The organism is Actinomyces howellii (genome assembly GCF_900637165.1).
GTDB lineage: Bacteria > Actinomycetota > Actinomycetes > Actinomycetales > Actinomycetaceae > Actinomyces > Actinomyces howellii.
In genome coordinates this window covers 2,425,266-2,449,632 of sequence record NZ_LR134350.1, presented here as the reverse complement: position 1 = coordinate 2,449,632, position 24,367 = coordinate 2,425,266, and the positions used below count along the sequence as shown (strand labels likewise).

Annotated in this window: 21 protein-coding genes and 1 tRNA gene; 10 read left to right on the top strand and 12 right to left on the bottom strand. The window is 71.1% G+C overall.

The window, feature by feature from the left end:
- Positions 1-67: 67 nt before the first annotated feature.
- The gene (locus tag EL245_RS10290) at positions 68-2,080 is read left to right on the top strand and encodes a TPM domain-containing protein (RefSeq protein ID WP_126383053.1); all 2,013 of its coding nucleotides are present in this window, start codon (positions 68-70) and stop codon (positions 2,078-2,080) included.
- A 146-nt stretch (positions 2,081-2,226) separates the two neighbouring features.
- Here EL245_RS10290 and EL245_RS10285 read toward each other — a convergent pair whose 3' ends face one another.
- From EL245_RS10285 to EL245_RS10255, 7 genes are all read right to left on the bottom strand, one after another.
- Positions 2,227-3,120, bottom strand: a complete 894-nt coding sequence (locus tag EL245_RS10285) for a type 1 glutamine amidotransferase (RefSeq protein ID WP_126383052.1) — start codon at positions 3,118-3,120, stop codon at positions 2,227-2,229.
- 176 nt (positions 3,121-3,296) lie between these two features.
- On the bottom strand, positions 3,297-3,710 hold the full coding sequence (locus EL245_RS10280) for a hypothetical protein (protein WP_126383051.1): 414 nt from the start codon (positions 3,708-3,710) through the stop codon (positions 3,297-3,299).
- A 112-nt stretch (positions 3,711-3,822) separates the two neighbouring features.
- Positions 3,823-4,251: a hypothetical protein gene (locus EL245_RS10275; RefSeq protein ID WP_126383050.1), complete on the bottom strand. Its 429-nt coding sequence runs from the start codon at positions 4,249-4,251 to the stop codon at positions 3,823-3,825.
- An 84-nt stretch (positions 4,252-4,335) separates the two neighbouring features.
- Positions 4,336-4,749, bottom strand: a complete 414-nt coding sequence (locus tag EL245_RS10270) for a hypothetical protein (protein WP_126383049.1) — start codon at positions 4,747-4,749, stop codon at positions 4,336-4,338.
- Positions 4,750-4,819: 70 nt separating this feature from the next.
- Complete coding sequence (locus tag EL245_RS10265) at positions 4,820-5,242, bottom strand: hypothetical protein (protein ID WP_126383048.1); 423 nt, start codon at positions 5,240-5,242, stop codon at positions 4,820-4,822.
- A gap of 35 nt (positions 5,243-5,277) precedes the next feature.
- Positions 5,278-6,825 (bottom strand): hypothetical protein, encoded by a 1,548-nt coding sequence (locus EL245_RS10260; protein WP_161512786.1) that lies wholly within the window; start codon positions 6,823-6,825, stop codon positions 5,278-5,280.
- 4 nt (positions 6,826-6,829) lie between these two features.
- Positions 6,830-7,354, bottom strand: a complete 525-nt coding sequence (locus EL245_RS10255) for a PrsW family glutamic-type intramembrane protease (RefSeq protein ID WP_197719406.1) — start codon at positions 7,352-7,354, stop codon at positions 6,830-6,832.
- A 117-nt stretch (positions 7,355-7,471) separates the two neighbouring features.
- Between EL245_RS10255 and EL245_RS10250 the strand changes: the two genes are divergently transcribed.
- From EL245_RS10250 to EL245_RS10210, 8 genes are all read left to right on the top strand, one after another.
- A protein-coding gene (locus EL245_RS10250) for an IS3 family transposase (protein WP_126383045.1) occupies positions 7,472-8,637 on the top strand; the annotation gives its coding sequence in 2 pieces (ribosomal slippage) (positions 7,472-7,718 and positions 7,718-8,637; 1,167 coding nt in all).
- 753 nt (positions 8,638-9,390) lie between these two features.
- Complete coding sequence (locus EL245_RS10240; RefSeq protein ID WP_126383043.1) at positions 9,391-10,761, top strand: hypothetical protein; 1,371 nt, start codon at positions 9,391-9,393, stop codon at positions 10,759-10,761.
- Between the two features lie 162 nt (positions 10,762-10,923).
- Entirely contained in the window at positions 10,924-11,763 is an 840-nt protein-coding gene (locus EL245_RS10235; RefSeq protein WP_126383042.1) for a PspA/IM30 family protein, read from the top strand.
- A 223-nt stretch (positions 11,764-11,986) separates the two neighbouring features.
- The gene (locus EL245_RS10230; RefSeq protein WP_126383041.1) at positions 11,987-12,586 is read left to right on the top strand and encodes an NYN domain-containing protein; all 600 of its coding nucleotides are present in this window, start codon (positions 11,987-11,989) and stop codon (positions 12,584-12,586) included.
- 77 nt (positions 12,587-12,663) lie between these two features.
- Positions 12,664-13,410 (top strand): response regulator transcription factor, encoded by a 747-nt coding sequence (locus EL245_RS10225; protein WP_126383040.1) that lies wholly within the window; start codon positions 12,664-12,666, stop codon positions 13,408-13,410.
- Between the two features lie 2 nt (positions 13,411-13,412).
- Entirely contained in the window at positions 13,413-15,038 is a 1,626-nt protein-coding gene (locus EL245_RS10220; RefSeq protein ID WP_408608369.1) for an ATP-binding protein, read from the top strand.
- Between the two features lie 184 nt (positions 15,039-15,222).
- A complete protein-coding gene (locus EL245_RS10215; RefSeq protein ID WP_126383039.1) occupies positions 15,223-16,545 on the top strand; it encodes a hypothetical protein in 1,323 nt (440 codons plus the stop codon).
- Positions 16,546-16,687: 142 nt separating this feature from the next.
- Positions 16,688-16,999, top strand: coding sequence for a WXG100 family type VII secretion target (locus EL245_RS10210; RefSeq protein ID WP_126383038.1), 312 nt, complete (start codon positions 16,688-16,690; stop codon positions 16,997-16,999).
- 367 nt (positions 17,000-17,366) lie between these two features.
- Here EL245_RS10210 and groL read toward each other — a convergent pair whose 3' ends face one another.
- Positions 17,367-18,986 (bottom strand): chaperonin GroEL, encoded by a 1,620-nt coding sequence (gene groL, locus EL245_RS10205; protein WP_126383037.1) that lies wholly within the window; start codon positions 18,984-18,986, stop codon positions 17,367-17,369.
- A gap of 275 nt (positions 18,987-19,261) precedes the next feature.
- A complete protein-coding gene (locus tag EL245_RS10200; protein WP_126383036.1) occupies positions 19,262-19,876 on the bottom strand; it encodes a LytR C-terminal domain-containing protein in 615 nt (204 codons plus the stop codon).
- Between the two features lie 76 nt (positions 19,877-19,952).
- Between EL245_RS10200 and EL245_RS10195 the strand changes: the two genes are divergently transcribed.
- Complete coding sequence (locus tag EL245_RS10195) at positions 19,953-20,630, top strand: uracil-DNA glycosylase (protein ID WP_126383035.1); 678 nt, start codon at positions 19,953-19,955, stop codon at positions 20,628-20,630.
- A gap of 203 nt (positions 20,631-20,833) precedes the next feature.
- On the opposite strand, the gene EL245_RS10190 is transcribed toward EL245_RS10195, so the two are convergent.
- The 3 genes from EL245_RS10190 to EL245_RS10180 all read right to left on the bottom strand — a co-directional run bounded on the left by EL245_RS10190 (position 20,834) and on the right by EL245_RS10180 (position 24,214).
- Positions 20,834-20,909, bottom strand: a tRNA-Thr gene (locus tag EL245_RS10190).
- Between the two features lie 84 nt (positions 20,910-20,993).
- On the bottom strand, positions 20,994-21,821 hold the full coding sequence (locus tag EL245_RS10185) for a DsbA family protein (RefSeq protein ID WP_126383034.1): 828 nt from the start codon (positions 21,819-21,821) through the stop codon (positions 20,994-20,996).
- A 197-nt stretch (positions 21,822-22,018) separates the two neighbouring features.
- Complete coding sequence (locus EL245_RS10180; protein WP_126383033.1) at positions 22,019-24,214, bottom strand: serine/threonine-protein kinase; 2,196 nt, start codon at positions 24,212-24,214, stop codon at positions 22,019-22,021.
- Positions 24,215-24,367: the final 153 nt, after the last annotated feature.

Sequence of the window (24,367 nt, the reverse complement as noted above, 5' to 3'; positions counted from 1 at the left end):
GAGTACTGTCCGTCCCGACCCCGGCGGGCCGCTTGCCGCCGTCCCCGGTGGCCGACAGGATGACGCCATGGCCACGCCCTTCCCGCTGCGCCGCGTCATCGTCCTGGTGACCGCCGTCTGCGCGCTCGTCCTTCTCCTCCTTCCCGCCGGCGCCGGGGCCAGCACCCCGGCCGGCTCCGGCACCGTCACCCCGGTCCTGGCCGCGCCCGGCACACCGGGACGGACCTCCCCGGCCGTGGAGGTGACGGCCCCCTTGAGCGACCACGTGACCGACGACGCCGGGATCCTCGACGCGGCCTCGGCTCAGGCGGCCGTCGAGGAGGCTGCCGCGGCGGGCTACGGGCTGTGGGTGGTCACGACCACCGAGGTCCCCTCCCCTGAGATCGAGTGGTGGTCGCACAACCTGTTCGTCGACTCCTACCTCGGTGACACCGACCTGCTTGTCGTCATCCAGCCTGAGACGCGGGACTACACGCTCATGCGGGCCGAGGGCGGTGACGTCCTGGACTCCTACCTCGACGCGGTCGAGGAGGCGATGCTGCCCGAGCTGCGTGCTGACGACTGGGACGGCGCGGTGACCGCCGCTGGTCACGCCCTGGCCACCGCCTCCGAGCGCGCGCTGCGCACCGGGGTCATCATCTTGGGCGGCGGCGCGACGCTGGTCGCCGGGGGCGTCGGTGGCGGCGTGCTGTGGGCGCACCGGCGCAGGCGCCGCGCGGCCCGGCGGGCCGAGGCCGAGCTCGCCGCACGGGAGCGGGCGGCGCTGAGCGCGCTCGTCGATGCCGACAACGCCGTGCTCACCGCCTCCCAGGAGCTCGAGTACGCCGTCGCACAGTTCGGGCTGACCGCCACCGACGAGTACACCGCGGCCATCGCTGCCGCCCGAGAGGCGGTGGGCGTCGGGCTCGAGGCGAGTCGCGCTCTGTCGGGCGCGGCCTTGCTGTCTCCTGAGCAGCGCCAGCGCCACGTCGCCGTCATGCAGTCCTCTGCCGAGCGGGCGCGGGCGGCGGTCCAGGACAGCTCGGACAAGCTCGCCTCGATGAGGAGGCTCGAGGCGGAGGCGGAGCAGGCCTGCGCCGACACGGCGACCCGCGCCCAGGAGGCCCGCGCCGCGATCGGAGTCGCCCGTGACCAGCTGGCGGTGCTGGCCACCGCCCGCTCCGATGCCGCCGTGGCCTCGGGCCGTGCGGGGCTGGACCAGGCCACCGAGCTCCTCGCCGTCGTCGAGGGCGCCGTGGGCAAGGCGCGCGAGGCGGTGGCCGCCGGGTCGCGCGGCACGGCGGTCCAGCACCTTCGCCTGGCGCAGGGGGCGCTCGCCCAGGTCGCTGAGCTCAGGGCGCAGGCCACCTCCCTGCCGCAGCGACTCGATGAGATCGACCGCGAGATGGCGGCTCTCGACGGTCTCATCAACGAGGACCTGGCCGACATCGAGGACCTGCGTGACGACGAGGGCTTCGACCCCAGGGCGGTCGAGGAGGCGGTGTCCCGGGCCCAGCAGGCCGTCAACGACCTCGAGACGCGACGACGCGATCCTGAGACCGCCTTGTCCCACCTGTCGGAGGCGGAGACCCGCCTGGACGAGGTGCTGGCTCCTGCCCGCGAGTCCCGGGAGCGCGTCCGCCAGGAGGCGCTCAACCGCAGGCGGCTCGAGGGGCGCATGGCCGAGCTCGGGCGCACCATCCCGGAGGTCCACTCCTTCATCACGGTCAACCGCGCTGTCGTGGGCGCCCAGCCCCGGGCTCTGCTCGACAAGGCGGCGGCCCTGCAGGTTCAGGCGCATCGGGAGCAGGACACGACGATGGCCCTGGCCATCGCGAGCGACGCGTTGGCCTGCGCGCGTCGGGCCAGGGCGGTGGCTGACGAGGCGATCCGGGACAACTCGCTGGCCTCGATGGGATCAGGGTCGTCCTGGGGCGGGTTGTTCGACGGCCCCTCGAGCGGACACCGCTCCTCGTCGCACCGAAGCACCTACCGTCCGTCGCGCCCCTCCCCCCGCGTGTCGACGCCGAGTCCGCGCCGCACCGCGTCGGGACGCTCCTCCTCGGCACGCGGGGCCTCGGGGCGGCGCGGCCGCTTCTGAGGAGCCCCGTCCTGAGGAGGCCCGCGCCGCGGGGTCGGGAGGCGTCGCAGAGGGTCGTGGAGGGCCCCGGAGTGCCGCGGGGTTTCGCGGTGTTCGCGGGGAGTGGTCGGGAGTGTTCTGTCGGGCTGCGAGGCGCCCGGGCGCGCTCAGCGGCCGCCGGAGACCTGGTATGCGCGGGCGCTGCGCACGAGGACGCGCGCCAGGGTCCGGCCGAAGGCCTGGATGACCGGCTCGACCTGCTCGGCCTGGGCCCGCGCTCGCTCACCGACCGCGACCGCCTCGGCGGGCAGTGCCTCGGCGGGCAGCGCCTCGGCGGCCTCCTCCCCGGCGACGACGCCCATGCGGCGTGCGGCCGAACGGGCCTGCCAGTACTCGATGCGGGTCGGGGTGGACTCGGGGTGGTGCTGGAGCGCGAGGAGCCTGCCCGCACGCCACGCCTGGACGGGGGCGCCCTCGGAGGAGGCGAGCAGGGTGGCCTCCTGGGGGAGGCGGACGACGCCGTCGTCGTGGGAGACGATGACGGGCAGACGGGTACCGTCCTGGGTGGGGATGCCCGCACGCACCGCGGCGCGCACGGCCTCGTCGACGACCTCGCCCAGCAGCGGGTCCTCGGCAGCGGCCGGCGTGAGGTGGAGCTCGACGATGCCTCCCTCGGCTCCGTGGGGTGAGGGGACGGCGGTCGCGCCGCCGAGGGCCTCGGCGGCGATCTGTGCGCCGAGGCAGATGACGACGGCGGGGAGCTCGGCGTCGACGACCTGACGCAGCAGGGCGCGCAGCTCGACGAGCCAGGGGTGGTCGAGGTCGTCGTGGGCGCTCATCGCGCCGCCGAGGACGACAAGGCCGTCTCCGAGCGCGTCGAGGGTCGGGACGGGGTCGCCCTGCCACAGGCGCACGATGCTCAGGACGGCGCCCTCGGCGAAGAGCCACTCGCCGAGCCTGCCCAGGGGAGCGTAGGCCTCGGGCTCGATGACCGTGATGACCGGGGAGGTGCCTGTCGGCAGGGTCCGGGCGCGCGAGGGGGAGGATGTCGTGTCCGTCATGAGGACTATTGAGACCTGCGCAGAGCCTCGGCGCAAGCCCGCACCGCCGTGAGCGCCGAGGCTCACACCCCCGGTGCGAACGGTTCTCACGCCGACCGACGAAATGCCTGAGATGCATTCAGTCTCCCTGAAGGGCTCGCGGCGTCGACATGGTGCAAGTGCCGGTCGATATGGTCTTACTTCATGGGGAAGTACCGGGGGAACTCCTCGTAGGGGTCGTGCTCGCGATGATCCACCCAGCCCGCGTGGATCTCATCGACCGTGATCCCCGGATGGAGCACGACGTGCGCGGTGAAGCCATTATCAATCAACCACAGGACGAGATCGGGATCAGGGTAGAGCTCACGCACCCACATCGCCACTTCCGCCGCCTTGAACGGACTAGCATCCATCGTCAGGGCACGACGATGAGGAAAATGATAGATCATAAAAGGTGGATCGTCACCGGGGTCGACCTCCACGCCGGCATCGGAGATGTACTTGCTCGGATCCTCTACGTAGAAGTGACAGCCGGGCCACCTCACCTGCGCCTCCTTGATAAAGGTATCGGCATCGAAGATCACCTGATCCGGGTCGGGAACAAGAACCATGTAACGTATCCCCACAGCGACACTCCTCCCGTCCTTGATGGGGGCACCCCCCGCCCTTAGGGGACGAATCCCCGACAGGCGCGGCCCAGGGTGCGTCGGGCGGCCGATTCTCCTACCAGTCGCCGAAGTACTGGGGGAACTCCTCGTAGGGGTTGTGTTCACGATGATCCACCCAGCCCGCGTGGATCTCATCTGTCGTGATCCCCGGGTGGAGCACGACATGCGCGGCGAAGCCATTATCAATCAACCACAGGACGAGCCCCGGATCAGGATGGACCTCGCGCACCCACACCGCCACCTCCGCCGCCTGATATGGAAGACCATCGGTCGTCAGTGCACGACAATCAGGAAAATGAATGACCATAAAAGTCGGATCATCAGCGGAGTCGACACGCACGCTGGCGTCCGAGATAGCCTTGCTCGGATCATCCACAAAGACGCGGCAGCCGGGCCACCTCACCTGCGCCTCCTTGACAAAGGTGTCTGCGTCAAAGATCACCTGGTTCGGATCGGGAACAAGAACCATATAACGCACACCCATTGCACTGATCCTTTCATCGCTCAGAGGACAAACCGGACGAGTCTCGGCCACAGGAACGCCGGGCCTGTCGGGCGGCCAGCTCTCCTACCAGTCGCCGAAGTACTGGGGGAACTCCTCGTAGGGGTCGTGCTCACGATGATCCACCCAGCCCGCGTGGATCTCATCTGTCGTGATCCCCGGGTGGAGCACGACATGCGCGGCGAACGCATCGTCAATGAACCACAGGACGAGATCGGGATCAGGGTAGAGCTCACGCACCCACACCGCCACCTTCGCACTATTGAAGGGATTCCCATCGATCGACAGCATGCGACGATCAGGAAAATGAGCGATGGTGAATGGCGGATCCTCGCCAGGATCGACACGCACGCCGGCATCGGAGATGTGCTTGCTCGGATCCTCTACGTAGAAGTGACAGCCGGGCCACTTCACCTGCGCCTCATTGATAAAGGTATTGGCATCGAAGATCATCTGATCCGGATCGGGAACAAGAACCATATAACGCACTCCCACAGCGCTTCTCCTTCCGTCGCTCAGGGGGTGAACCGGACACACCTGACCCGGTGATTCACCACGTCTTCCAGGCGGCGAAGTACTGGGGGAACTCCTCGTAGGGGTCGTGCTCACGATGATCCACCCAGCCCGCGCGGATCTCATCGACCGTGATCCCCGGGTGGAGCACGACATGCGCGGTGAACGCCCCGTCGATCAACCACAGGACAAGCCCCGGATCCGGGTGGACCTCACGCACCCACACCGCCACCTCCGCCACCTGGGAGAGAGTACCGTCTGTCACTAGCGAGCGGCACTCAGGAAAATGATCAATCATAAAAGTTGGATCATCAGCAGAGTCGACACGCACGCTGGCGTCCGAGATAGCCTTGCTCGGATCATCCACAAAGACGCGGCAGCCGGGCCATCTCACCTGCGCCTCCTTGATAAAAGTGTTGGCGTCGAAGATCACCTGATCCGGGTCGGGAACAAGAACCATATGATTGACTCCCACCGCACTACTCCTTCCATCGCTCAGGGCACGAGCATAACATCGAAGGGGGTATCGGGGGCAAGGATCGCCGCGAGCCTGGCCGACAGGTAGGCCTGCGCCTCCGGCGTGTTCGTGACGAGCACGAGCCGGCCGACAGGATTTCCTTGCGAGTGAATCACTTCCTCGTACCGCCACATTTCTCGGTCGAACTCCTGGCGCATGATGAACTCTGGGGCTCTTCCTTCGTACATGGCGTTCGGTCCGCCGGCCGTGTACTTCGCGTCTCGGGCGACGTAGATGGACCCGTCCGGGGAGACGTCGTCGGCGAAGACAGTCTTGCCGTTGTCGGCGATCAGCTCGCGCTCGATGTCGGTTCCCAGGACCCGGTGCTGGTATCGTATTGGCTCGCTGTTAGGTGCTGTCGTTCGCGTCTCGAGCCCGTTGTACCACTGCTGGCGGACTGCGGGGTCGTTCCAGTCCGGTGCCGGGCGGGGCCTGGGAGCGTCAGCGGGTTCTGCCGCGCCGGTGCTTGTGCGGTAGACCGTCCCACCGTCCTGGTGCGGTCCGCTGGGTCGTCGGGGGTCGGGCCCGGCGTACACAGGCCGCCTGCCCAGGGCGGTGGCCGGCTCACCGCGCCACAGGCTGGACTCCAACAGCTCACTGCGCGCGTGCCTGGCCGCCAGCCCCGCGGTGCGCCCAATCACCCCACCAGCGACCTCGGTGGCGACGAACAAGCCCGCGTCCAACGCGATCTGTCCGGGGGTGTGCGTGGCCAGGTAACCACGCACCGTGCCCCGCGGGTCACGCACGAACCCAGCAGCCTCATCGGCCCGCCCCAGCAGCGCCAGCCCCATGCCGACGTTGAAGGCCAGCCCCAGCGTCCCGCCCGAGAGCACCACCAGCGCGCCGGCCACCAGCATGACAAGACCCTGCTCCACCGGAGACAACCCGTCCCACACGCCACCCACGAGCTCCAGGATCCCGGCCAACCACCCCTGCCACACCGGCTCACCGAGCCGTCGGACCAGCTCCCGCGTCCACCCCGGCACCGCCACCAGCACACCCGCCCCAGCCACGACCGAGCACACCACCACCACCGTCGTCGCCCACCGCCCCCCGCCAGCGGGGTCCAGCACCGCCCGCGCCGCCCGACCACGCACCTCACGCAAGCCCACGGTCGTGGCCACCGGCACGCTCACCCGCCTGAACACCCTACCCACCGCCGCGGCCCGCCACACCAGACGCCACTCCAGCACCGGCAGCACAAGGACGTCCACCACGTCAGCCAGCAACCGCCCCCACCCGGTCACGGGCAGCCCCGCCAGGACGCGCCACCGCCACGCCCCCACCACCCCACCACCAGGACGCCCCCGGTAGACCTCCACGTCCTCGTACAACCGGTCACCGTAACCACCGGCCTCCAGCACCCGGGCGTCAAGCACCGCACCGACCACCAACGCCACCACCAGCAGCCAGCCCCGCCCGACACCACCACCGGTCAGCACGCTCGTGACCCCGACCACCGGCCACGGAGCACCACCCCCGGTCGCCGCCCACGCCTCGAACTCCGTCGAGGCATTGCGCCCCATGTGGTCAACCACCACCACCCACAGACCCAGCACCGGCACCACCGGCACCACGAGACGCACCACACCCCGCGCCAGCACCCCGCGCCAGCACCCCGCGCACAAACCCCGCCCTCCACCACCCGTGACGCGCGACCCCGACACCGACCGCCACCAGCCCGGTCACCACCGCGTGCCCCCCGTAAGGCAACGCAGCCACCGCGTCCCCGGACAAGGGCGACAGGCCGAAGGAGGTCATCCCCATGCACTCCAGCCAGTCGGACTGCCGCCCCAGGCACATCATCTCCTGGAACAAGCCCCCCGGACCCAGCGAACCACTGAGAAAGACCGCCCGCCGCGCCACCTCCTCCACAGCCATGAAGGCCGCACCAGCAGCCAGACCCAGGACCAGCCAGTCACACACCAGCAGGCGGCGCACCCGCCCCGGAGCCACAAGCGCCAGCAGCGCCAGAGGCACGAGCTTGCCCAGCTCCTCAACCACCCCCGCCACCACCAAGGAGGCCGCCGTGTCATTGACCTCGACCCCCGCCACCTCCACCACACGAGCACACACCCACCCCACCACCACCGACCACGGCATCCTGGGGTGAGTGGCGTTTCTCGGACAGGGGAGATTTTCGTCTCTCTTCTGATTCGATAGGATGGAGCCATGTCAAGGGCGAAGTACTCGGACGAGTTCAAGGCGCAGGTTGTGCGTGAGGTCGTCGAGAAGGACCGGACGATCGCGTCGGTCGCGGCCTCCTACGACCTGGTTCCCCAGACGGTGGGGAACTGGGTCGCGAGGTACAGGAAGGAGCACTCCAGCCAGGAGGAAAGTGAAGCAGTCGCAGAGTCCGCGCAGATAGCCAGGCTCAGGGCGGAGAACTGCGAGCTGCGCCAGGAGAACGAGTTCCTGAAAAAAGCGGCGGCCTTCTTCGCGCAGGAACAGCGGTGAGCGACAAGTACAAGCTCATCAACCGCGAGGAAGGCAGATACCCTGTTGCCTCCATGTGCCGCTGGGCCGGGGTGTCCAGGTCCGGGTACTACTCCTGGCGCGAGCGGGCTGAGTCGAGTCGTATCAGGAGACGGGAGGAGCTGGCGGTTCTTGTGCGGGCCGAGTTTGAGGCCTCCCACGGCGCCTACGGGTACCGGCGCATCGCGGCAGCCCTGCGACGTCAAGGCGTGTCAACCTGCCAGGACACTGTGCGTGCGGTCATGCGCGCCCAGGGCCTGAGAGCCGCGCAACCGCGCCGGAAGGTCCGTACCACCGTCCCGGCCCGTGACCTGGGCGAGCGTCCCGATCTCGTGCGCCGTGACTTCACGGCCGAGAAACCCGGAATCAAATGGGTAGGTGACATCACCTGTATCCGCACGTGGGCTGGGTTCGTGTATCTCGCAACGGTGCTGGACTGCTGCACGAGGAAGGTAGTCGGTTACGCGATGGCCGACCACATGCGCACCGACCTGGTCTGTGACGCTATCGACATGGCGGTACGCAGGTGCCCCCACAAGAGAGGGGTAACCATATTCCACTCCGACAGAGGCAGCCAGTACACCTCTCAGCAGTTCTCCGACCACCTGAGGAAGTATGGCATACGGCTGTCCGTCGGGCGCACCGGGGTGTGCTGGGACAATGCCTGGGCGGAGTCATTCAACGCGACTCTTAAGAACGAGAGGGTCCACCGCATGGTGTACCCTACACGTAGGAAGGCAGTGAGCGACATTGCCTCATGGATTGAGCTGACATACAATCAGACACGTCTCCACTCGACCCTCGGCTACCGCACCCCCAACGAGGTCGAAGGCGAGCACCTAGGCCGCAGACAAGCGGCCTGACACACCGAAACACACAGTCCGAAAAACACCCAGCACTCCACCGTCTTGAGGCGAGCCATCCAGAACCAGGCGGCGACCACCCACACCGCCCCCACCCACGCCCCCAGGCTCACCCGCAGCTCTGAGCTGACCACCACAGCCACAACCACCACCGGCAACGCCACCCACACCCCCACCACCTGGAGCCTGACCAGCACCCCGAACCCCCGCCAGCCCCGCAACCCCGCCGCCAGCCTCTCCCACCACTCCGAGCTCCCACCAGCCTCACCCCCGGCAGGCACGACACCCGGCCCGGACACCCGGCCCGCAACCACCCGCCGCGCCCCACCACCCCGCGGGCCAGGCCGCACCACCCGGGCACCCCCGTCAGACGGCACACCCGGCCCAGACGACCGAGAACACGGCACCAGACCATAAGAACCAGGGACAAGGCCATAAGAACCAGGGACAAGACCGTAACCACCCGCACGATCACCCGACCGCGACACGGGAACCTCACCACTCATCGCAATTCCTGCCGATGACGACAACCAGGGACCACACCACCCTATACGACATGACCCACATCACACCACCCCCTCCGTCGGCCCCGCTCCGACCCCCACACCACCACCCAGCCACCACACCAGCGCAGCCCACCCCCACGACCCCACCAACGCTGGTGGCGAAGCGGCTTGCAGGGCGAGGACATCGCCAGGGACCATGGGGCCGCCGCCCGTCGGCGGCCCGTCCACGACCCCGAGGAGCCCGCCAGTGTTCTGGAAGCGCAAGAACCAGCCCGCCACCGCGCCCCAGCCCACGGGCATCGAGCAGCTGCGCGCCCAGGCGGGCAACGCGCTCGTGTCGGCGGACGACGCCGTGCGCTCGGCCTCCGAGGAGCTGTCCTACGCCCAGGCCCAGTTCGGGCTGTCCGCCACGGACTCCTTCACCGAGGCGCTGGCCACCGCCCGGAGCCACCTGGCCCGCTCCTTCGAGCTGCGCAAGCTGCTCGACGACGACGTACCCGAGACCGAGCCGGTCCAGCGTCAGATGCTCACCGAGATCCTCCAGCGCTGCTCCGAGGCGGTGGCCGTCATCTCGCGGCAGGAGGAGGCCTTCAACGCCCGCCGCGGCATCGAGGCCAACCTCCCGACCTCCATCGCCGAGACCGCCCAGCGCGCCGACGAGACCGAGCAGGCCATCACGATGGCCAACACCCTGCTCGTCACCCTGAGCGCCACGTACCCCGACAGCTCCCTGACCAGCGTCTCCCAGGCCCCGGAGCGCGCCGGCCGCCTCCTGGCCGCCGGGCGCACCGCGCTCGACCAGGCCCGTGCCAGCGTCGAGGCCGGGCAGCAGGCCACCGCCGTGGAGCAGGTGCGCATCGCTCAGGGCTCGATCGCGCAGGCCGGTGAGCTGGCCGCCCAGGTCACGAGCGCCCGCGAGCGCCTTGACCGGGCATCGGCCGACCTGGCGGCGGCCATCGCCTCGATCTCCTCCGACCTCGTCGACGCCCAGCGCCTGTCCGACCAGGTTCCCGCCGCCTCCCTGGCTCCCCTCGTCGCCGACGCGGAGGCGGCGATCACCGAGGGCCGCGCCGCCTCCGGCCCTGGCGCCTCCGGGGACCCCCTGGCCGCCCTCGACCACCTGGAGCGCGCCGAGGCGGCCATCGACGCCGCCCTGGCCCCGGCTCGCGCCAAGGAGGACAACGACTCCCGGGCCCGCGCCTCCCTGGGCTCGCGCCTGGCGCGCCTCAACTCCCAGATCGACGCGGTCACCTCCTACATCACGACCCACCGTGGCGCGGTGGGTCCCTCGGCGCGCACCGCCCTGTCGGAGGCGACCCGCCACGCGACGGCTGCCACCTCGATGCAGACGACCGACGCGACGGCCGCGCTGGCCGAGGTCGCCGCCGGCGAGCCACTCGTCGCCCAGGCCCAGGCCCTCGCCGAGGCCGACGTGCGCGGCTCGGGGTCGTCGGGCTCGGGCGGCTCAGGCCTGGGGCTGGGCGGGGTGGACGCCTCGACCCTCGTCCTGGGCGGCCTGCTCCTGGGCGGCCTGGCCGGCGGGCGCGGCGGCTACGGCGGCTGGGGGCACGGTGGCCTGGGGGTCATCGGGGACGCCCTCGACGACATCTTCGACTGACCCGGCGCACCTCCTCGCCACGACCTGCACCTGCCTCCCTGCGGGTTCCCGCAGCGCATCCGGTGCCCGGGGCAGGACACCTCAGCAGATTTCTGGGAGCATGACTCCCGGTACCGACCACCCGGGCGCCCCTCGCGGCCGGGGACAACGAAAGGGAGCCCTATGGCCGAGAAGCAGTCGATCCTGGGCCGCATCGCCCAGCTGACCCGCGCCAACGTCAACGCCCTCCTGGACCGCGCCGAGGACCCGGAGAAGATGCTCAACCAGCTCGTGCGCGACTACACCGCCTCGATCGCCGAGGCCCGTGACGCCGTCGCCCAGACGATCGGCAACCTGCGTCTGGCCGAGAAGGACCACGCCGCGGACGTCGCCGAGGCCCGGGACTGGGGGAACAAGGCGCTGGCGGCCTCACGCAAGGCTGACGAGCTGCGCGCCGGTGGTGACGCCGCGGGGGCCGACAAGTGGGACTCGCTGGCCAAGATCGCGCTGACCAAGCAGATCACCGCGGAGAACGAGGCCAAGGCCGCCGAGCCGATGATCGCCTCCCAGCGCCAGGTCGTCGACCAGCTCAAGACCGGTCTGCAGCAGATGGAGGTCAAGCTCGGCGAGCTGCAGTCCAAGCGTGACCAGCTCATCGCCCGTCAGAAGACCGCCGAGGCCCAGGTCAAGGTCCAGGGCGCCATCCGCTCGATCAACGTGCTCGACCCCACCAGCGAGCTCGCCCGCTACGAGGACCAGGTGCGCCGGGTCGAGGCCCAGGCCGCCGGCCAGATGGAGCTGGCGGGAGCCTCCCTGGAGTCCCAGTTCGCCGAGCTGGAGTCCTCCGGCACCCAGCTCGAGGCCGAGGCGCGCCTGGCCGCGCTCAAGTCGGGGGGATCCACCCTGACCGCAGCACCCGCCCCCGCCCAGATCACTGACGGCGACGCCGTCGACGCCGCCTTCGAGGCGCTCAAGGCCCAGGGTGCCGAGCAGCCCGCCGAGTCCGAGGAGTCCTCCTACTGACACCCCCTGACACGACGGGCAGGAGCGAGGTCGGCACAGCCCTGCACGACCCGGCACCGCCCTGCCTCGCGGTCGGCACGATCGCCTCCCCGTCCTGTCCTGCACGCCGGTCCGCCGGGGCCCGCCCCCGGCGGACCGGGCCCATCCGAGCAGCCCGTCCCCGGCGGACCGGGCCCATCCGTGCAGCCCGCCCCGGTCCGGCCCCGACGGTTAGCATGAGCCCATGACACTCCCGACCTACCTCCTCGTCGACGGCGAGAACATCGACGCCACCTTGGGCATGAGCGTCCTGGGGCGCAGGCCCGAGCCCGACGAGCGGCCCCGCTGGGACAGGGTGCTGGCCTACTGCGACGAGCTCGCCGACGCCCAGGCCGGCGGCCGGGGTGACGACACGACGGCCCTGTTCTTCCTCAACGCCACGAGCGGGCACATGCCGATGGGCTTCATCCAGGCGCTCCTGGCCATGGACTACCGCCCCGTGCCCCTGGCCGGCTCGGGGAGCCCCGATGAGAAGGTCGTCGACATCGGTGTCCAGCGCACCCTGGAGGCCCTGGCGCAGCGGGCCGAGTCCGGCCAGGGCGCCCACGTCCTGCTCGGCAGTCACGACGGCGACTACGTCCCCCAGGTCGAGCGGCTCCTCGACGCCGGGGCCAGCGTGGGCGTGCTGTGCTTCCGGGAGTTCCTCAACACCCAGCTCGCCGGCCTCGAGGCGCGCGGCCTGAGGATCCACGACCTGGAGTCCGACGTCGACGCCTTCACCATCGCCCTGCCCCGCGTGCGCATCATCCCGCTGGCCGAGTTCGACCCGCTCAAGTTCATCTGAGGGGCCGGAGGCACCCCGCCCACAGGCTCCCAACAGACTCCCAGAAAACGTTCAGCATCGCGGTGAAGAGTGGCGGAATGGACCGACATCCCGACTCCCAGCACACCCCCCGCGAGGCCCACCTCCTCGTTGTCGACGACGAGCCCAACATCCGTGACCTGCTCGCCTCGTCCCTGCGCTTCGCGGGCTTCGAGGTCTCGACGGCGGCTGACGGAAACGGCGCGCTGCGCGGCATCGAGGACGACGCCCCTGACCTCGTCGTCCTCGACGTCATGCTCCCCGACATGGACGGCTTCACGGTCGCGCGGCGCCTGCGCGAGCGCGACGTGACCACCCCGATCCTCTTCCTGACGGCCCGCGACGACATGGCGGACAAGGTCCAGGGCCTGACCGTCGGCGGAGACGACTACGTGACCAAGCCCTTCGGCCTCGAGGAGGTCGTCGCCCGGATCCGCGCCATCCTGCGCCGCACCCACGCCGTCGAGGGCGAGGACGACGGCGTCGTGCGCGTGGCGGACCTCGTCCTGGACGAGGACGCCCACGAGGTCCACCGCGCGGGGGTCGAGGTCGAGCTGTCCCCCACCGAGTTCAAGCTGCTGCGCTACCTCATGCTCAACGCCGGACGGGTCGTCTCCAAGGCCCAGATCCTCGACCACGTGTGGGAGTACGACTGGAACGGCGACGCCGCCATCGTCGAGTCCTACATCTCCTACCTGCGCCGCAAGGTCGACCAGATCGACGGGCGCGACGGCGAGCCCGTCACCCCCCTCATCCAGACCCGCCGGGGCGTGGGTTACATGCTGCGCGAGCCCAAGGGCGAGTGAGCGTGCGCACCTCCAGACGTGCGCGGCGCGGCGTCCTGCGCGCCGCGCACGCCTCGAGGCCGCCGGGCCGCCAGCACCGGCCCACCAAGCGCGGCCGCTGGCACCCCCTGACCACGGCCCGCCGCACCTGGCACTCCCAGCCCCTGCGCAGCCGCCTGGCGCTTATCACGACCGGACTGCTCACCTTCGGTCTGCTCATCGCCTCCCTGACCTTCACCTCCCTGCTCGAGACCCATCTCATCAGGCAGGTCGACGACCAGCTGCGCGCCACCGGCCAGGAGGTCGGCACCCAGGGCATCCGCCTCATGGACTCCGGGTCGGTGTCCTCCATGCCCTCGACCTACTTCGTCGCGGTGCGCTACGCCGACGGGCGCTCGGGCCTGCTCATCTCCGACGAGACCGCCAGCAAGTACGGCTCGCCGTCCACCGACGACCTCGGACTCGACGACCCCGACACCGACCACTCCGGCTCCTCGATGGTGACCGTGGACTCAGACAAGATCGGCAGCGACTGGCGGGTGGTCACGCTGTCCTTCGTCGACGAGAACACCGGTGAGGAGCTGGGCGTGGTCGCCGTGGGCCTGCCCCTCAAGGACGTCGCCGAGACGGTCGAGGTCACCCGCTTCGTCGTGGCCCTCACCGACGTGACCGTCATCCTCGTGGGCGCGATGGCGGCCACCTACCTCGTGCGCCGTGCGCTGCGCCCCCTGCGCCAGATCGAGGGCGTGGCCGGGCGGATCGCCAGCGGCGACCTGTCGGCCCGCGTCCCCCTGACCGAGCCCGCGACCACCGAGGTCGGCTCCCTGCAGCGCGCGCTCAACACGATGCTCCAGCGCAACGAGCAGGCCTTCGAGGTCCAGGTCGTCGCCCAGGAGCGCATGACTCGCTTCGTCTCCGACGCCTCCCACGAGCTGCGCACCCCGTTGTCAGCCATCCGCGGCTACGGGGAGCTCTACCGCATGGGGGGCGTGCCGGCCGAGCGCACCGACGAGGTCATGGCCCGTATCGAGTCCGAGTCCTCCCGCATGGGCCGGCTCGTCGAGGACCTGCTCCAGCTCGCCCGCATGGACGAGGGCCGCAAGATGGTCATGGCGCCGGTGGACCTGACGGCGGTAGCCGCCGGGGCGCTGACCGACATGATGGTCCTGGCCCCCGAGCGCGACTGCTCACTGCTCGCGCTCGACCCCCAGGCCGCGGCCCAGGGCGCCGAGCCCGGGCCGGTCACCGTGGTCGGGGACAAGGACCGCCTGTCCCAGGTGCTCACCAACCTGCTGGGCAACGTCGTGCGCCACACCCCCGAGGGGTCCCCCGTCGAGGTCGCCGTGGGCACCGTGCCCGCTCGGGAGTCCTCCATCGAGGGCACCACCGCGCTGACCGCCGTCGTCGAGGTGCGCGACCACGGCCCGGGCGTGCCGATCGCCGAGGCGGAGAAGGTCTTCGAGCGCTTCTACCGGGCCGACACCTCACGCAACCGTGAGACAGGCGGCTCCGGGCTGGGCCTGGCGATCGTGGCCGCGATCGTCGGACGCCACGGCGGCGTCGTGCGGATGCTCCCCACCCCCGGCGGCGGGGCGACCGTGCGCATCGAGATCCCCACCGCCGCGGCGGGAGCCCCCTCACCGTCCTGACCGGGAGGCGCCGCCCCGGCGCCGAACACGTCACCTTGGTCCCCAACACGCCGCTTTTTCCAGGGTAGTCGGGCTCAAGGTGACGTGTTCGGCATCGCGGGGACCACCGGCGGACGGGCTTTACCTCTGACGGATCAGGGCTACGATGATGCGCATCCTGAATCCGAACCTGGAAGGCACTCCGATGGGCGTGATCGACGCGCCGCAGTGGCTGCTCCCCGCCTACGTCCGCTCAGTCAAGGCCCTGGGCTCGCACGCGCCGGTGGAGCAGATCCGTGCGGCCGGTGAGGGGCTCATCGAGATGTGGAGCACCCCGGACCGCCGGTTCCACAACCTGCGCCACGTCATCGACATGCTCGCGCGCGTCGACGAGCTCCAGGACGAGTCCCACAACCCCGAGGTCATGAGACTGGCGACGTGGTACCACGGCTGCGTGTTCTCCTCGGCCAGGGAGCACGCCTACCGGCGCAACGGCGGCGAGGACGAGATCGCCTCGGCCGCCTTCGCCGCCCAGGACCTGACCGCCCTGGGACTGCCGGGGCAGACCGTCACGCGCATCTGCGCGCTCATCGTCAACCTCAAGCGACGCGACCTTCCCGCCTCCGACATCGACGCCAGCGCGCTGGGCGACGCCGACCTGGGCACCCTGGCCGCCGACCCTCAGCAGTACAAGAAGTACCGCGAGCTCGTGCGCGAGGAGTACGCCCACATCCCCACCGCCCACTACCTGCGCGGACGGCTGGCCATCGTCACCCGCCTGCTCGAGCGCGAGACCCTCTTCTCCTCCCCCCTCGGGTCCAGGTGGGAGCTTCCCGCCCGCGAGAACCTCGAGGCCGAGAAGCGCAAGCTCGAGGACGAGGTCGCCAGGCTCCCGGTCGACGAGGAGCCCGAGCCCGTGGACCTGCCGGCAGCGACCGTCACGACCCCCGACGCCCCTGAGACCCCCGCCCCCGAGGTCGCTGGCGCCCAGGGCGAGGACCCCGGCGCGGCGCCACCTGCCGTCACTCCCGCACCGAGCCCGGCGCTGGGCGGCCTGGAGTACGCCGACGCCCCCGAGGAGATCGTCCCACCCACCGTGCGTCGCCCCCGCGCCCAGGGCCGCAGCCCCCAGGACCCCGCTCCCTGGCCGAGGACTCCCCCGGCCGGCCAACGGGCCGTCAGCGATTCCCGCCAGCAGCCCGGTCAGCAGTCGGCGGGCCAGCTCCGCTCCACGGAGCCGCCGGTGCGTCAGGACCCTGTGCCCGAGGGGCGCAGGGAGCCCGAGCACCGCCACAGCCATGTTCCCTCGATGGAGTCGTGCATCGAGGACCTCGACCTCCTCCTGGCCCGTCGTCCCTGCACCGATGACGGGGACGCCACCGGCGACCGCGCCCGGCAGGTCGAGGCCGCCCGCCTGAGGCTCGCCCAGCGGCTGCGGGAGAAGACCGAGGAGGCCAAGGTCCTGCGCGAGGCCCGCACCGGAGACCTGCCACGCATCACCGAGGAGATCGTCGACGACGGCCGGTGAGCCCGAGGTGCTCCACAGGCGCGGTTCGTGCAGGGCTCGTCCACAGCCCTCAACGCCCGGGGCTGCGCCGGCGGCCCACCTGTTCCTACCGTGAGGTGACGCCGCGGCCGCGGCGCCGCACTCCTCACGGAAGGTTCCGGACATGCCCGTCTTCGCCGTCGACACCCAGGCGGTCGCCGACACCGCCTCGCGCGCCCGCACCCGTATCGCCACCATCCAGACCGAGGTCGACGGGATGCAGGGAGACATCTCGATCCTCCAGACCTCGTGGACAGGAGGGGCCTCTGACTCCATGGCGGCCTGCGCCGCCGACTGGCACGTGACCGCCCTCCAGGTCCAGGCGAGCCTCGACTCGATCTCGATGGCACTCGACCACGCCGCCGTGTCCTACGACGACGCCGAGACGGCCAACACCGGCCGCTTCGGCGGCCAGGGACGCGCCCCCTACGCCTGAGCCCCGGCACCCGCCTGAGCCCCGGCACCCGCCTGAGCCCCGGCACCCGTGTGAGCGTCCTCGCCCTCCCACGGGCCCCGGGCCCGCTGCCGGGCCCGCCCGACCCGGCGCGCCCGACCCGGCAAGCCCCTCCTGGACGGCGCCCTGTTCAACATCGTCAACCTGGTGTGGGCGATCGCCCTCCTGGTCCTGACCCGGGGCCGCCCATGGCCTGTGGCACCCGGCCCCGCAGCACGACGGGCGGGCCGTCTCCCCGGGATCCGGGTAGACGGCCCGCCCTCGTGCGGCCATCTGGCGCTGCGACCCGCGCGGGCCACAGCCGCTCAGTGTCGACTCAGTGTCGGCTCAGTACCGGCTCAGTGTCGGCTCAGTACATGCCGCCCATGTCGTCCCCGCCGCCGGCCGGGGCGGCCGGGGGCTCGGGCTTGTCGGCCACGACCGCCTCGGTGGTCAGGAACAGACCGGCGATGGAGGCGGCGTTCTGCAGCGCGGAGCGGGTCACCTTGACCGGGTCGGCGATGCCGGCGGCCAGCAGGTTGACGTACTCCCCGGAGGCGGCGTTGAGGCCCTCGCCCACGGGCAGGCTGCGCACGCGGTCGACGACGACGCCGCCCTCGAAGCCGGCGTTGACGGCGATCTGCTTGAGCGGGGCCTCGACGGCGACCTTGACGATCGCGGCGCCGGTGGCCTCGTCACCGTCGAGGGCCAGGGTGTCGAGGGCCTCGGCGGCCTGGATGAGGGCGACGCCACCACCGGCGACGATGCCCTCCTCGACAGCGGCCTTGGCGTTGCGCACGGCGTCCTCGATGCGGTGCTTGCGCTCCTTGAGCTCAACCTCGGTGGCAGCACCGGACTTGATGACGGCCACGCCGCCGGAGAGCTTGGCGAGGCGCTCGGCGAGCTTCTCGCGGTCGTAGTCCGAGTCGGAGGTCTCGATCTCGCCGCGGATCTGGGAGACGCGGGCCTCGATGGCCTCGCGGTCCCCGGCGCCCTCGACGATGGTCGTCTCGTCCTTGGTGACGACGACCTTGCGAGCCTGACCCAGGTCCTCGAGGGTGGCGTTCTCCAGCTTGAGGCCGACCGTCTCGGAGATGACGGTGCCGCCGGTGAGGATCGCCATGTCCTGAAGCATCGCCTTGCGGCGGTCGCCGAAGCCGGGGGCCTTGACGGCCACGGACTTGAAGGTGCCGCGGATGCGGTTGACGACGAGGGTGGCCAGGGCCTCGGCCTCGACGTCCTCGGCGATGATCGTCAGGGGCTTGCCCGACTGCATGACCTTCTCGAGCAGCGGCAGCAGGTCCTTGACGTTGGAGATCTTGGTGTCGACCAGCAGGACGTAGGTGTCCTCCAGGACGGCCTCCTGACGGTCGGGGTCGGTGACGAAGTACGGCGAGATGAAGCCGCGCTCGAAGCGCATGCCCTCGGTGACCTCGAGCTCCAGGCCGAAGGTGTTGGACTCCTCGACGGTGACGACGCCCTCGTGGCCCACCTTCTCAAGGGCCTCGGCGATGAGCTGGCCGATCTGCTCGTCGGCGGCGGAGATCGAGGCGGTGGCGGCGATCTCCTCGGGGGTCTCGACCTCCTTGGAGTCGGCGAGCAGGCGCTCGACGATGACGGCCACGGCCTTGTCGATGCCGCGGCGCACGGCGATCGGGTTGGCGCCGGCGGCCACGTTGCGCAGGCCCTCGCGCACGAGCGCCTGGGCCAGGACGGTGGCGGTCGTCGTGCCGTCTCCGGCGACGTCGTCGGTCTTCTTGGCGACCTCCTTGACGAGCTCGGCGCCGATCTTCTCGAAGGGCTCCTCGAGCTCGATCTCCTTGGCGATGGTCACGCCGTCGTTGGTGATCGTGGGGGCGCCCCACTTCTTGTCGAGCACGACGTTGCGGCCCTTGGGGCCCAGGGTGACCTTGACGGTGTCGGCCAGGGTGTTGAGACCCCGCTCCATCCCGCGGCGGGCCTCCTCGTCGAAGGCGATGATCTTGGTCATTGATGCTCCTCTGGTGTGAGGTGGCGGCCGGTCGGAGCCCGCGACGGACGGGTCGGCCCCAGACGTTCACGTCACGGCTGGAGCCGGCCCTCACCTCCCGGCCTGGGTCGTTCACACGGCCCCCGCAGCGACGTTGTCACTCGCGGGCTCCGAGTGCTAACCGCAATGCTGGCACTCTCGACCCGCGAGTGCAAGACGCCTGCGCCGTCGACCACGAGTTCTCGTCGCGAATCCTCCGACGGCGAATCCCGGGACCGGCAGCAGACCCGGCCGGCTCACTCCTGGAAGTCGTCGCGCAGGACGATGACGATCGGGTTGGACTGCGCCTCGTCGGCCGACTCGACGACCTCGCTGATGCCCAGCGCCTCGGCGGCGGCGTAGGCGGAGGCGGCCTCCTCGGGGGACGCGTAGTACACCGTCGTGACGGCCGGGGTCGTGGCCTCGTAGCTGCCCGGGGAGACCGTCACCGCGGTGAAGCCCGCGTTCTCCAGCCTCGAGCCGGTCCGGGAGGCCAGTCCGCTGGTCACCGTGCCGTTGTGGACCGTGACCCCGGTCGTGTAGTCGACGTTGCCGGTCGGCGTGGCCGAGGCCTCCTCGGTCGGCTCCTGCGTCGGCGCCTGCGTGGGCTCCTGCTCCGCCGAGGGGGCCGGGTCCGCGGCCTGCGTCGTCTCAGCGGAGCCGGCAGGGGCCTGCGTGCTCGAGGCGGAGCCCGTCGTCCGTCCCAGGAGGGTCACGGCACCCCACGCGAGCGCAGGCACGACGAGCAGCACGACCAGCAGGGGAGCCCAGCTGCGCCAGGCCGGGAGCGGGGCGCGATGGGCCCCGACAGGGACGGGACCGTCGTCGTCGATGGCGTCGAACTCATCGTCAGGGTAGTCGTAGTGCCTCACACCGAGAGGATAGCGGGCGGCGACCACGAGGTCCGCAGGAGGCGGCCGACCCGCCGTCGCCGGTAGGCTCGTTCGGGTGAGCGAGCCCAAGCCCCTGTCCGAGATCGTCCACCCGTCCTGGGCCCTGGCCCTGGCACCGGTCGAGCCGACGGTCCACGAGATCGGCGCGCGCCTGCGCGAGGAGGTCGCCCAGGGACGCGGGTACCTCCCCGCGGGCAGCGACGTGCTGCGGGCCTTCACCTACCCACTCGACGAGGTCAAGGTCCTCATCGTGGGCCAGGACCCGTACCCGACACCCGGGCACCCCATGGGCCTGAGCTTCTCCGTCCAGCCCGGCGTCCGGCCACCGCGCAGCCTGGAGAACATCTACACCGAGCTGGTCAACGACCTGGGCCTGCCCCGCCCGACCACCGGCGACCTCACCTCGTGGAGCAGGCAGGGCGTCATGCTGCTCAACCGTGTGCTGACCGTCACGCCGGGGGCGGCCGGCTCCCATCGTGGCTGGGGCTGGGAGGCGGTGACCCAGAGGGCCATCGAGGCGCTCGTCGAGCGCCAGGCCCCGCTCGTGGCGATCCTGTGGGGCCGGCCCGCCCAGTCGCTCACCCCGATGCTGGGCCCCACCCCGATCATCTCCTCCCCTCACCCCTCGCCGCTGAGCGCCTCCCGGGGGTTCTTCGGGTCCCGGCCGTTCTCGCGCGCCAACGCGGCCCTGGAGCGCATGGGCGCCGAGCCCGTGGACTGGCGCCTGCCCTAGCGGGCCCTGGCGCCTGCCCTGGCGGCGCCAGTCCTGGCACGCCCTGTCGCCGCTCCCGGCGGCGCCGTGGCGCGGCCGCCCCGTCAGCGCGTCCCGCGCCGCCCCGCCCTGGCGCAGCCCCGCACGGACTGCGGGTCGGGGCCCGGCGGGCGCCACGGGGCGTCACGGGGCGTCACAGGGCGTCGTGGACTCGCAGGGAGTGATGGAGCTGCGTGCCGGGCTCGAACCGGCGACCTGCTGTTTACAAGACAGCTGCTCTACCAACTGAGCTAACGCAGCGCGCGCGGGGAGCCTACACCCCCGCCCCGCGGTCGGGAAGGCGGTGCCCGCCCGCGGCGGGTCCTGCCTCGTGGCTCGCACGGATCAGCCGAGCCCCTTGATGTAGTCGGTCAGGCCGGTGCTCGTGCCGATCGTGGACAGCTCGATCTGCGTGCCCTCGTAGAGGACGGTCGGCGTGCCCTGGAAGCCGGCGTTCCTGAAGGTCGTCGTCCCCAGGTCGGTCCAGGCCGCGTAGGTGTTGGCGTCGACAGCCGCCTGGAAGGCGTCGGTGGTCCCCGAGGAGACCCCTGCCTCCTGCGCCGTGGACACGATGTTCTCCACGGTCATCATCGAGGTGTCCTGCGACTCGTAGATCGTCGTGAACAGGCCCATGACCGCGTTGTGGAAGGCGAGCGCCTTGTCGGGCTCGGTGTCCAGGACCACGCCCATGGAGTTCATGACCAGGTCGGTCCAGTCCATCGACAGGACCTTGCAGGGGTGCAGGACCAGGGTGACCGTGCCCGCCTTGACGAGCTCCTCGATCTCCGGGGCATGCAGGGTCTCGAAGCTGGCGCAGAAGTGGCACGAGTAGTCGAAGTACACGTCCAGGACGCCCCCGCCGCTGTTGACCGCGTCGAGCTCCATGTTCGCGCCGTAGGTCCACGAGCCGTCGGACAGGACCGGCGCCGGGACCCCCTCGGTGTTCGCCTTGCCCTGAGCGATCGTGCCGCCCCCGCTCGAGCGGTTACGGTCGGTCAGGATGAGCGCGGCAGCCACTCCGCCGACGCCGAGGACCCCAGCACCCAGCAGGCTGCGGCGGGCGATCTTCGCGCGCCGCTCGCGACGCTCCTGCTCCTCACGCAGGGCCTGGGCCCGGGCACGCGCAGCGGACCGGCGCTCAGCTTTGGTGGGGCGGGGGCTGTTGGGGGCCACGCTGGATCTCCTCCGGTCGACTGACGACGAACCAGGTGGCGACCCGGCAGCTCCACCGTCCCACCAACCTGGATGACGGCATTGTGCCCCCTCCGGGCCGCGATGTAACGGGTCACGGCATGCGGCCTGCCTCACTCGCCCTGGGCCGGGCGGCCCGTGCACCACGAGCGCCCCGTCCCTGGAGGACGGCGGCGGGATCAGCGGTACAAGGGGTGGAAGGTGACCGGCGGCAGCACGGCCAGGATGAACAGGAGGAGGAACGCAGCGACCGCGGCGAGGATCCCGACGAGGCCGACGACGCGCCCGGGCCCGTTGCCCAGCACGGCGAGGACGGTGCGCGCAGCCCCCCTGCGTGTCGTGGCCCCCCACGGGACGAACCACAGGAGGAGAAGGAAGATGACGATGAGCGTGGCGCAGAACAGGCCGGTGCGGTGGTAGACGTCGATGCCCGCCATGGCGCGACCCAGGAACCCTGTCCCGTTGAACATGTCCATGGCCCAGAAGTAGATGATGACCAGCACCGTCATGAGGCCAGGCATGACCGCGAAGAGGGTGCCGACCAGCGAGCGCAGGAAGTACCAGGGCATCGCCGCCCACATCCGCGAGTTGTCCGAGGACTGGACCTGCCCGGCCTGGAGACGGCGCCAGCGCCTCGCGTCCTCCGCACGCCCCACCGTCCCCACGATGACGACGAGGACCGTGGTGACGATCATCATCCACACGGGGACCCAGGTCGAGATCGTCACGAGCAGGAGGGCGACGGCGCCGACGACCGCGGGCGACCTCTGCGGTTCGGCCGCCCAATCCGGCAGAGCCCCCCTGTTCGTCGGCAGCCCGTCCGTGCCCGCCGCGCCCGGGCCGAAGGCCGGCACCCCGTGGGCACCGGTCTGCGGCTGAGGCGCAGGCCGCTGGGCCACCTGAGGCTGCGAGGCCGCAGGGCGCAGGGCCATCGGCTGCTGGGAAGCCGGCGGCTGGACCGCATGAGGCTGCGAGGCTGCTGGGCGCAGGGCCATCGGCTGTTGAGGAGCCTGGTGCGGGGGAACCTGCTGGGGGGGCCGCTGCTGGACCCCCGGGCCCGCGGCGCCCGCCTGCGGCCCGAAGGGCTCGGGGCCGAGGGCGCCGGCGGGGCCGGCAACGGGCTGCGCCGTCGGCGCGGGGCGCGCAGGGGCCGCGCCGGCCGGGGCGAAGGACCGGGGGATCGTTCCTGAGCCGGGGGTCGCGGCCGCTGGCCCTGAGGCGGCTGAGGCGGCGGACCGGGGAGGGACGGAGGCGGGCAGGCCCGCCTGAGGCCCTGTCGAGGCCCCCGCGGACGGCGCGCTCGGTCCCGGGGTCTCGGCGGAGCGGACGGGGCTCGCGGTCGCGATGTAGCCGTAGGCGCCCGACGTCGGCGAGGCTGGTGTTGGGGTCGCGCCCGGGGTGTCGCTCGTGATGCCGTACCCCCGGAAGGTCCCGGTGTCCCGCTGGGCCTCGTCCTCCTCACCCAGGGCCTCGGAGAGCGCCACCTCGCCGCTGCCGCCGTCGGCGACCTCGTCGAGCACGTTGAGCAGGTCCGCCATCGCCAGGCGCGAGTCCTGGGAGGGGGCGAGCGCCCTGGTGAACGCCCGCGCCAGGGCGGGACACTGCTCCTCGAGGTCGCCCAGCTCAGGGGTCCCGGCGTAGACGCGACGGAAGACGGCCTGCCAGGGGCCGGAGCCGAAGGGCGCGCGCCCCGTCACGGCGAACAGGAGCACGCCGGCGCAGGCGTACCAGTCCACCGCCGGGCTCGGCTCGTCGCCGTCGAGCATCTCCGGGGGGATGAAGCCGGGGGTGCCCGTGACCTGTCCCGTCTGGGTCAGTCGGACGTCGTCGGCCACCTGGGCGATACCAAAGTCGATGAGCACCGGGCCCTGCGCCCCGAGCATGACGTTGGAGGGCTTGAGATCACGGTGGATGACGCCGGCGTCGTGGACGGCGCTCAGGGCGTCCGCCAGGCCGTGGGCGAGGTCGGCGAGGTCCCGGACGTCGGTCGACAGGTCGTAGGCGCCCTCGTGGTCGACCTCGAACTGAAGGGTGGGGCCGTCAATGAGTTCGGTGATGACGAAGGTCACCCCGGTTCCGTCCGCCCCGTCGCCGGTCTCAATGTCCAGGATCCGCGCCACCCGGCTGTCCTTGACCCGCGCCAGGACGGAGGCCTCGCGGTCCAGACGCCGTCGGGCCATCGGGTCCGCGGCGATCTGCGGGTGGAGGATCTTCATGGCGACGCGCTGTCCCGAGGCGTCCGCCACCTCCCAGACCACGCCCATCCCCCCGGCGCCCAGGCGCCGCACCAGTCGGTAGCCACCGACATCAGTGCCGGCACGCAGCGCGGCCAGGGCGGTCGGCGTGGTCGCCCGCGCGTCAGGGTTGTGGGTCATGGCGCCACAGTACCGGGCACGCCCGCTCTGGCCCGGAGGCGACCGCGCCCGCCCACGAGAGACTGACCCAGTCGAGGTGACCATCCTCACGGTCAGGGACGAAGATCACCATTCGGTCTCCCTATCGTGACGCAAGGTTGTGTGACAGCATAA

Bases quoted from the DNA above. Each gene is read 5' to 3' on its own strand.
- EL245_RS10280 (WP_126383051.1), bottom strand. From the start codon at position 3,710: ATGGTTCTTGTTCCCGACCCGGATCAGGTGATCTTCGATGCCGATACC.
- EL245_RS10235 (WP_126383042.1), top strand. From the start codon at position 10,924: ATGGCCGAGAAGCAGTCGATCCTGGGCCGCATCGCCCAGCTGACCCGC.
- EL245_RS10210 (WP_126383038.1), top strand. From the start codon at position 16,688: ATGCCCGTCTTCGCCGTCGACACCCAGGCGGTCGCCGACACCGCCTCG.
- EL245_RS10265 (WP_126383048.1), bottom strand. From the start codon at position 5,242: ATGGTTCTTGTTCCCGACCCGGATCAGGTGATCTTCGACGCCAACACT.
- EL245_RS10230 (WP_126383041.1), top strand. From the start codon at position 11,987: ATGACACTCCCGACCTACCTCCTCGTCGACGGCGAGAACATCGACGCC.
- EL245_RS10225 (WP_126383040.1), top strand. From the start codon at position 12,664: ATGGACCGACATCCCGACTCCCAGCACACCCCCCGCGAGGCCCACCTC.
- groL (WP_126383037.1), bottom strand. From the start codon at position 18,986: ATGACCAAGATCATCGCCTTCGACGAGGAGGCCCGCCGCGGGATGGAG.
- EL245_RS10270 (WP_126383049.1), bottom strand. From the start codon at position 4,749: ATGGTTCTTGTTCCCGATCCGGATCAGATGATCTTCGATGCCAATACC.
- EL245_RS10260 (WP_161512786.1), bottom strand. From the start codon at position 6,825: ATGGGGCGCAATGCCTCGACGGAGTTCGAGGCGTGGGCGGCGACCGGG.
- EL245_RS10180 (WP_126383033.1), bottom strand. From the start codon at position 24,214: ATGACCCACAACCCTGACGCGCGGGCGACCACGCCGACCGCCCTGGCC.
- EL245_RS10215 (WP_126383039.1), top strand. From the start codon at position 15,223: ATGGGCGTGATCGACGCGCCGCAGTGGCTGCTCCCCGCCTACGTCCGC.
- EL245_RS10275 (WP_126383050.1), bottom strand. From the start codon at position 4,251: ATGGGTGTGCGTTATATGGTTCTTGTTCCCGATCCGAACCAGGTGATC.
- EL245_RS10285 (WP_126383052.1), bottom strand. From the start codon at position 3,120: ATGACGGACACGACATCCTCCCCCTCGCGCGCCCGGACCCTGCCGACA.
- EL245_RS10290 (WP_126383053.1), top strand. From the start codon at position 68: ATGGCCACGCCCTTCCCGCTGCGCCGCGTCATCGTCCTGGTGACCGCC.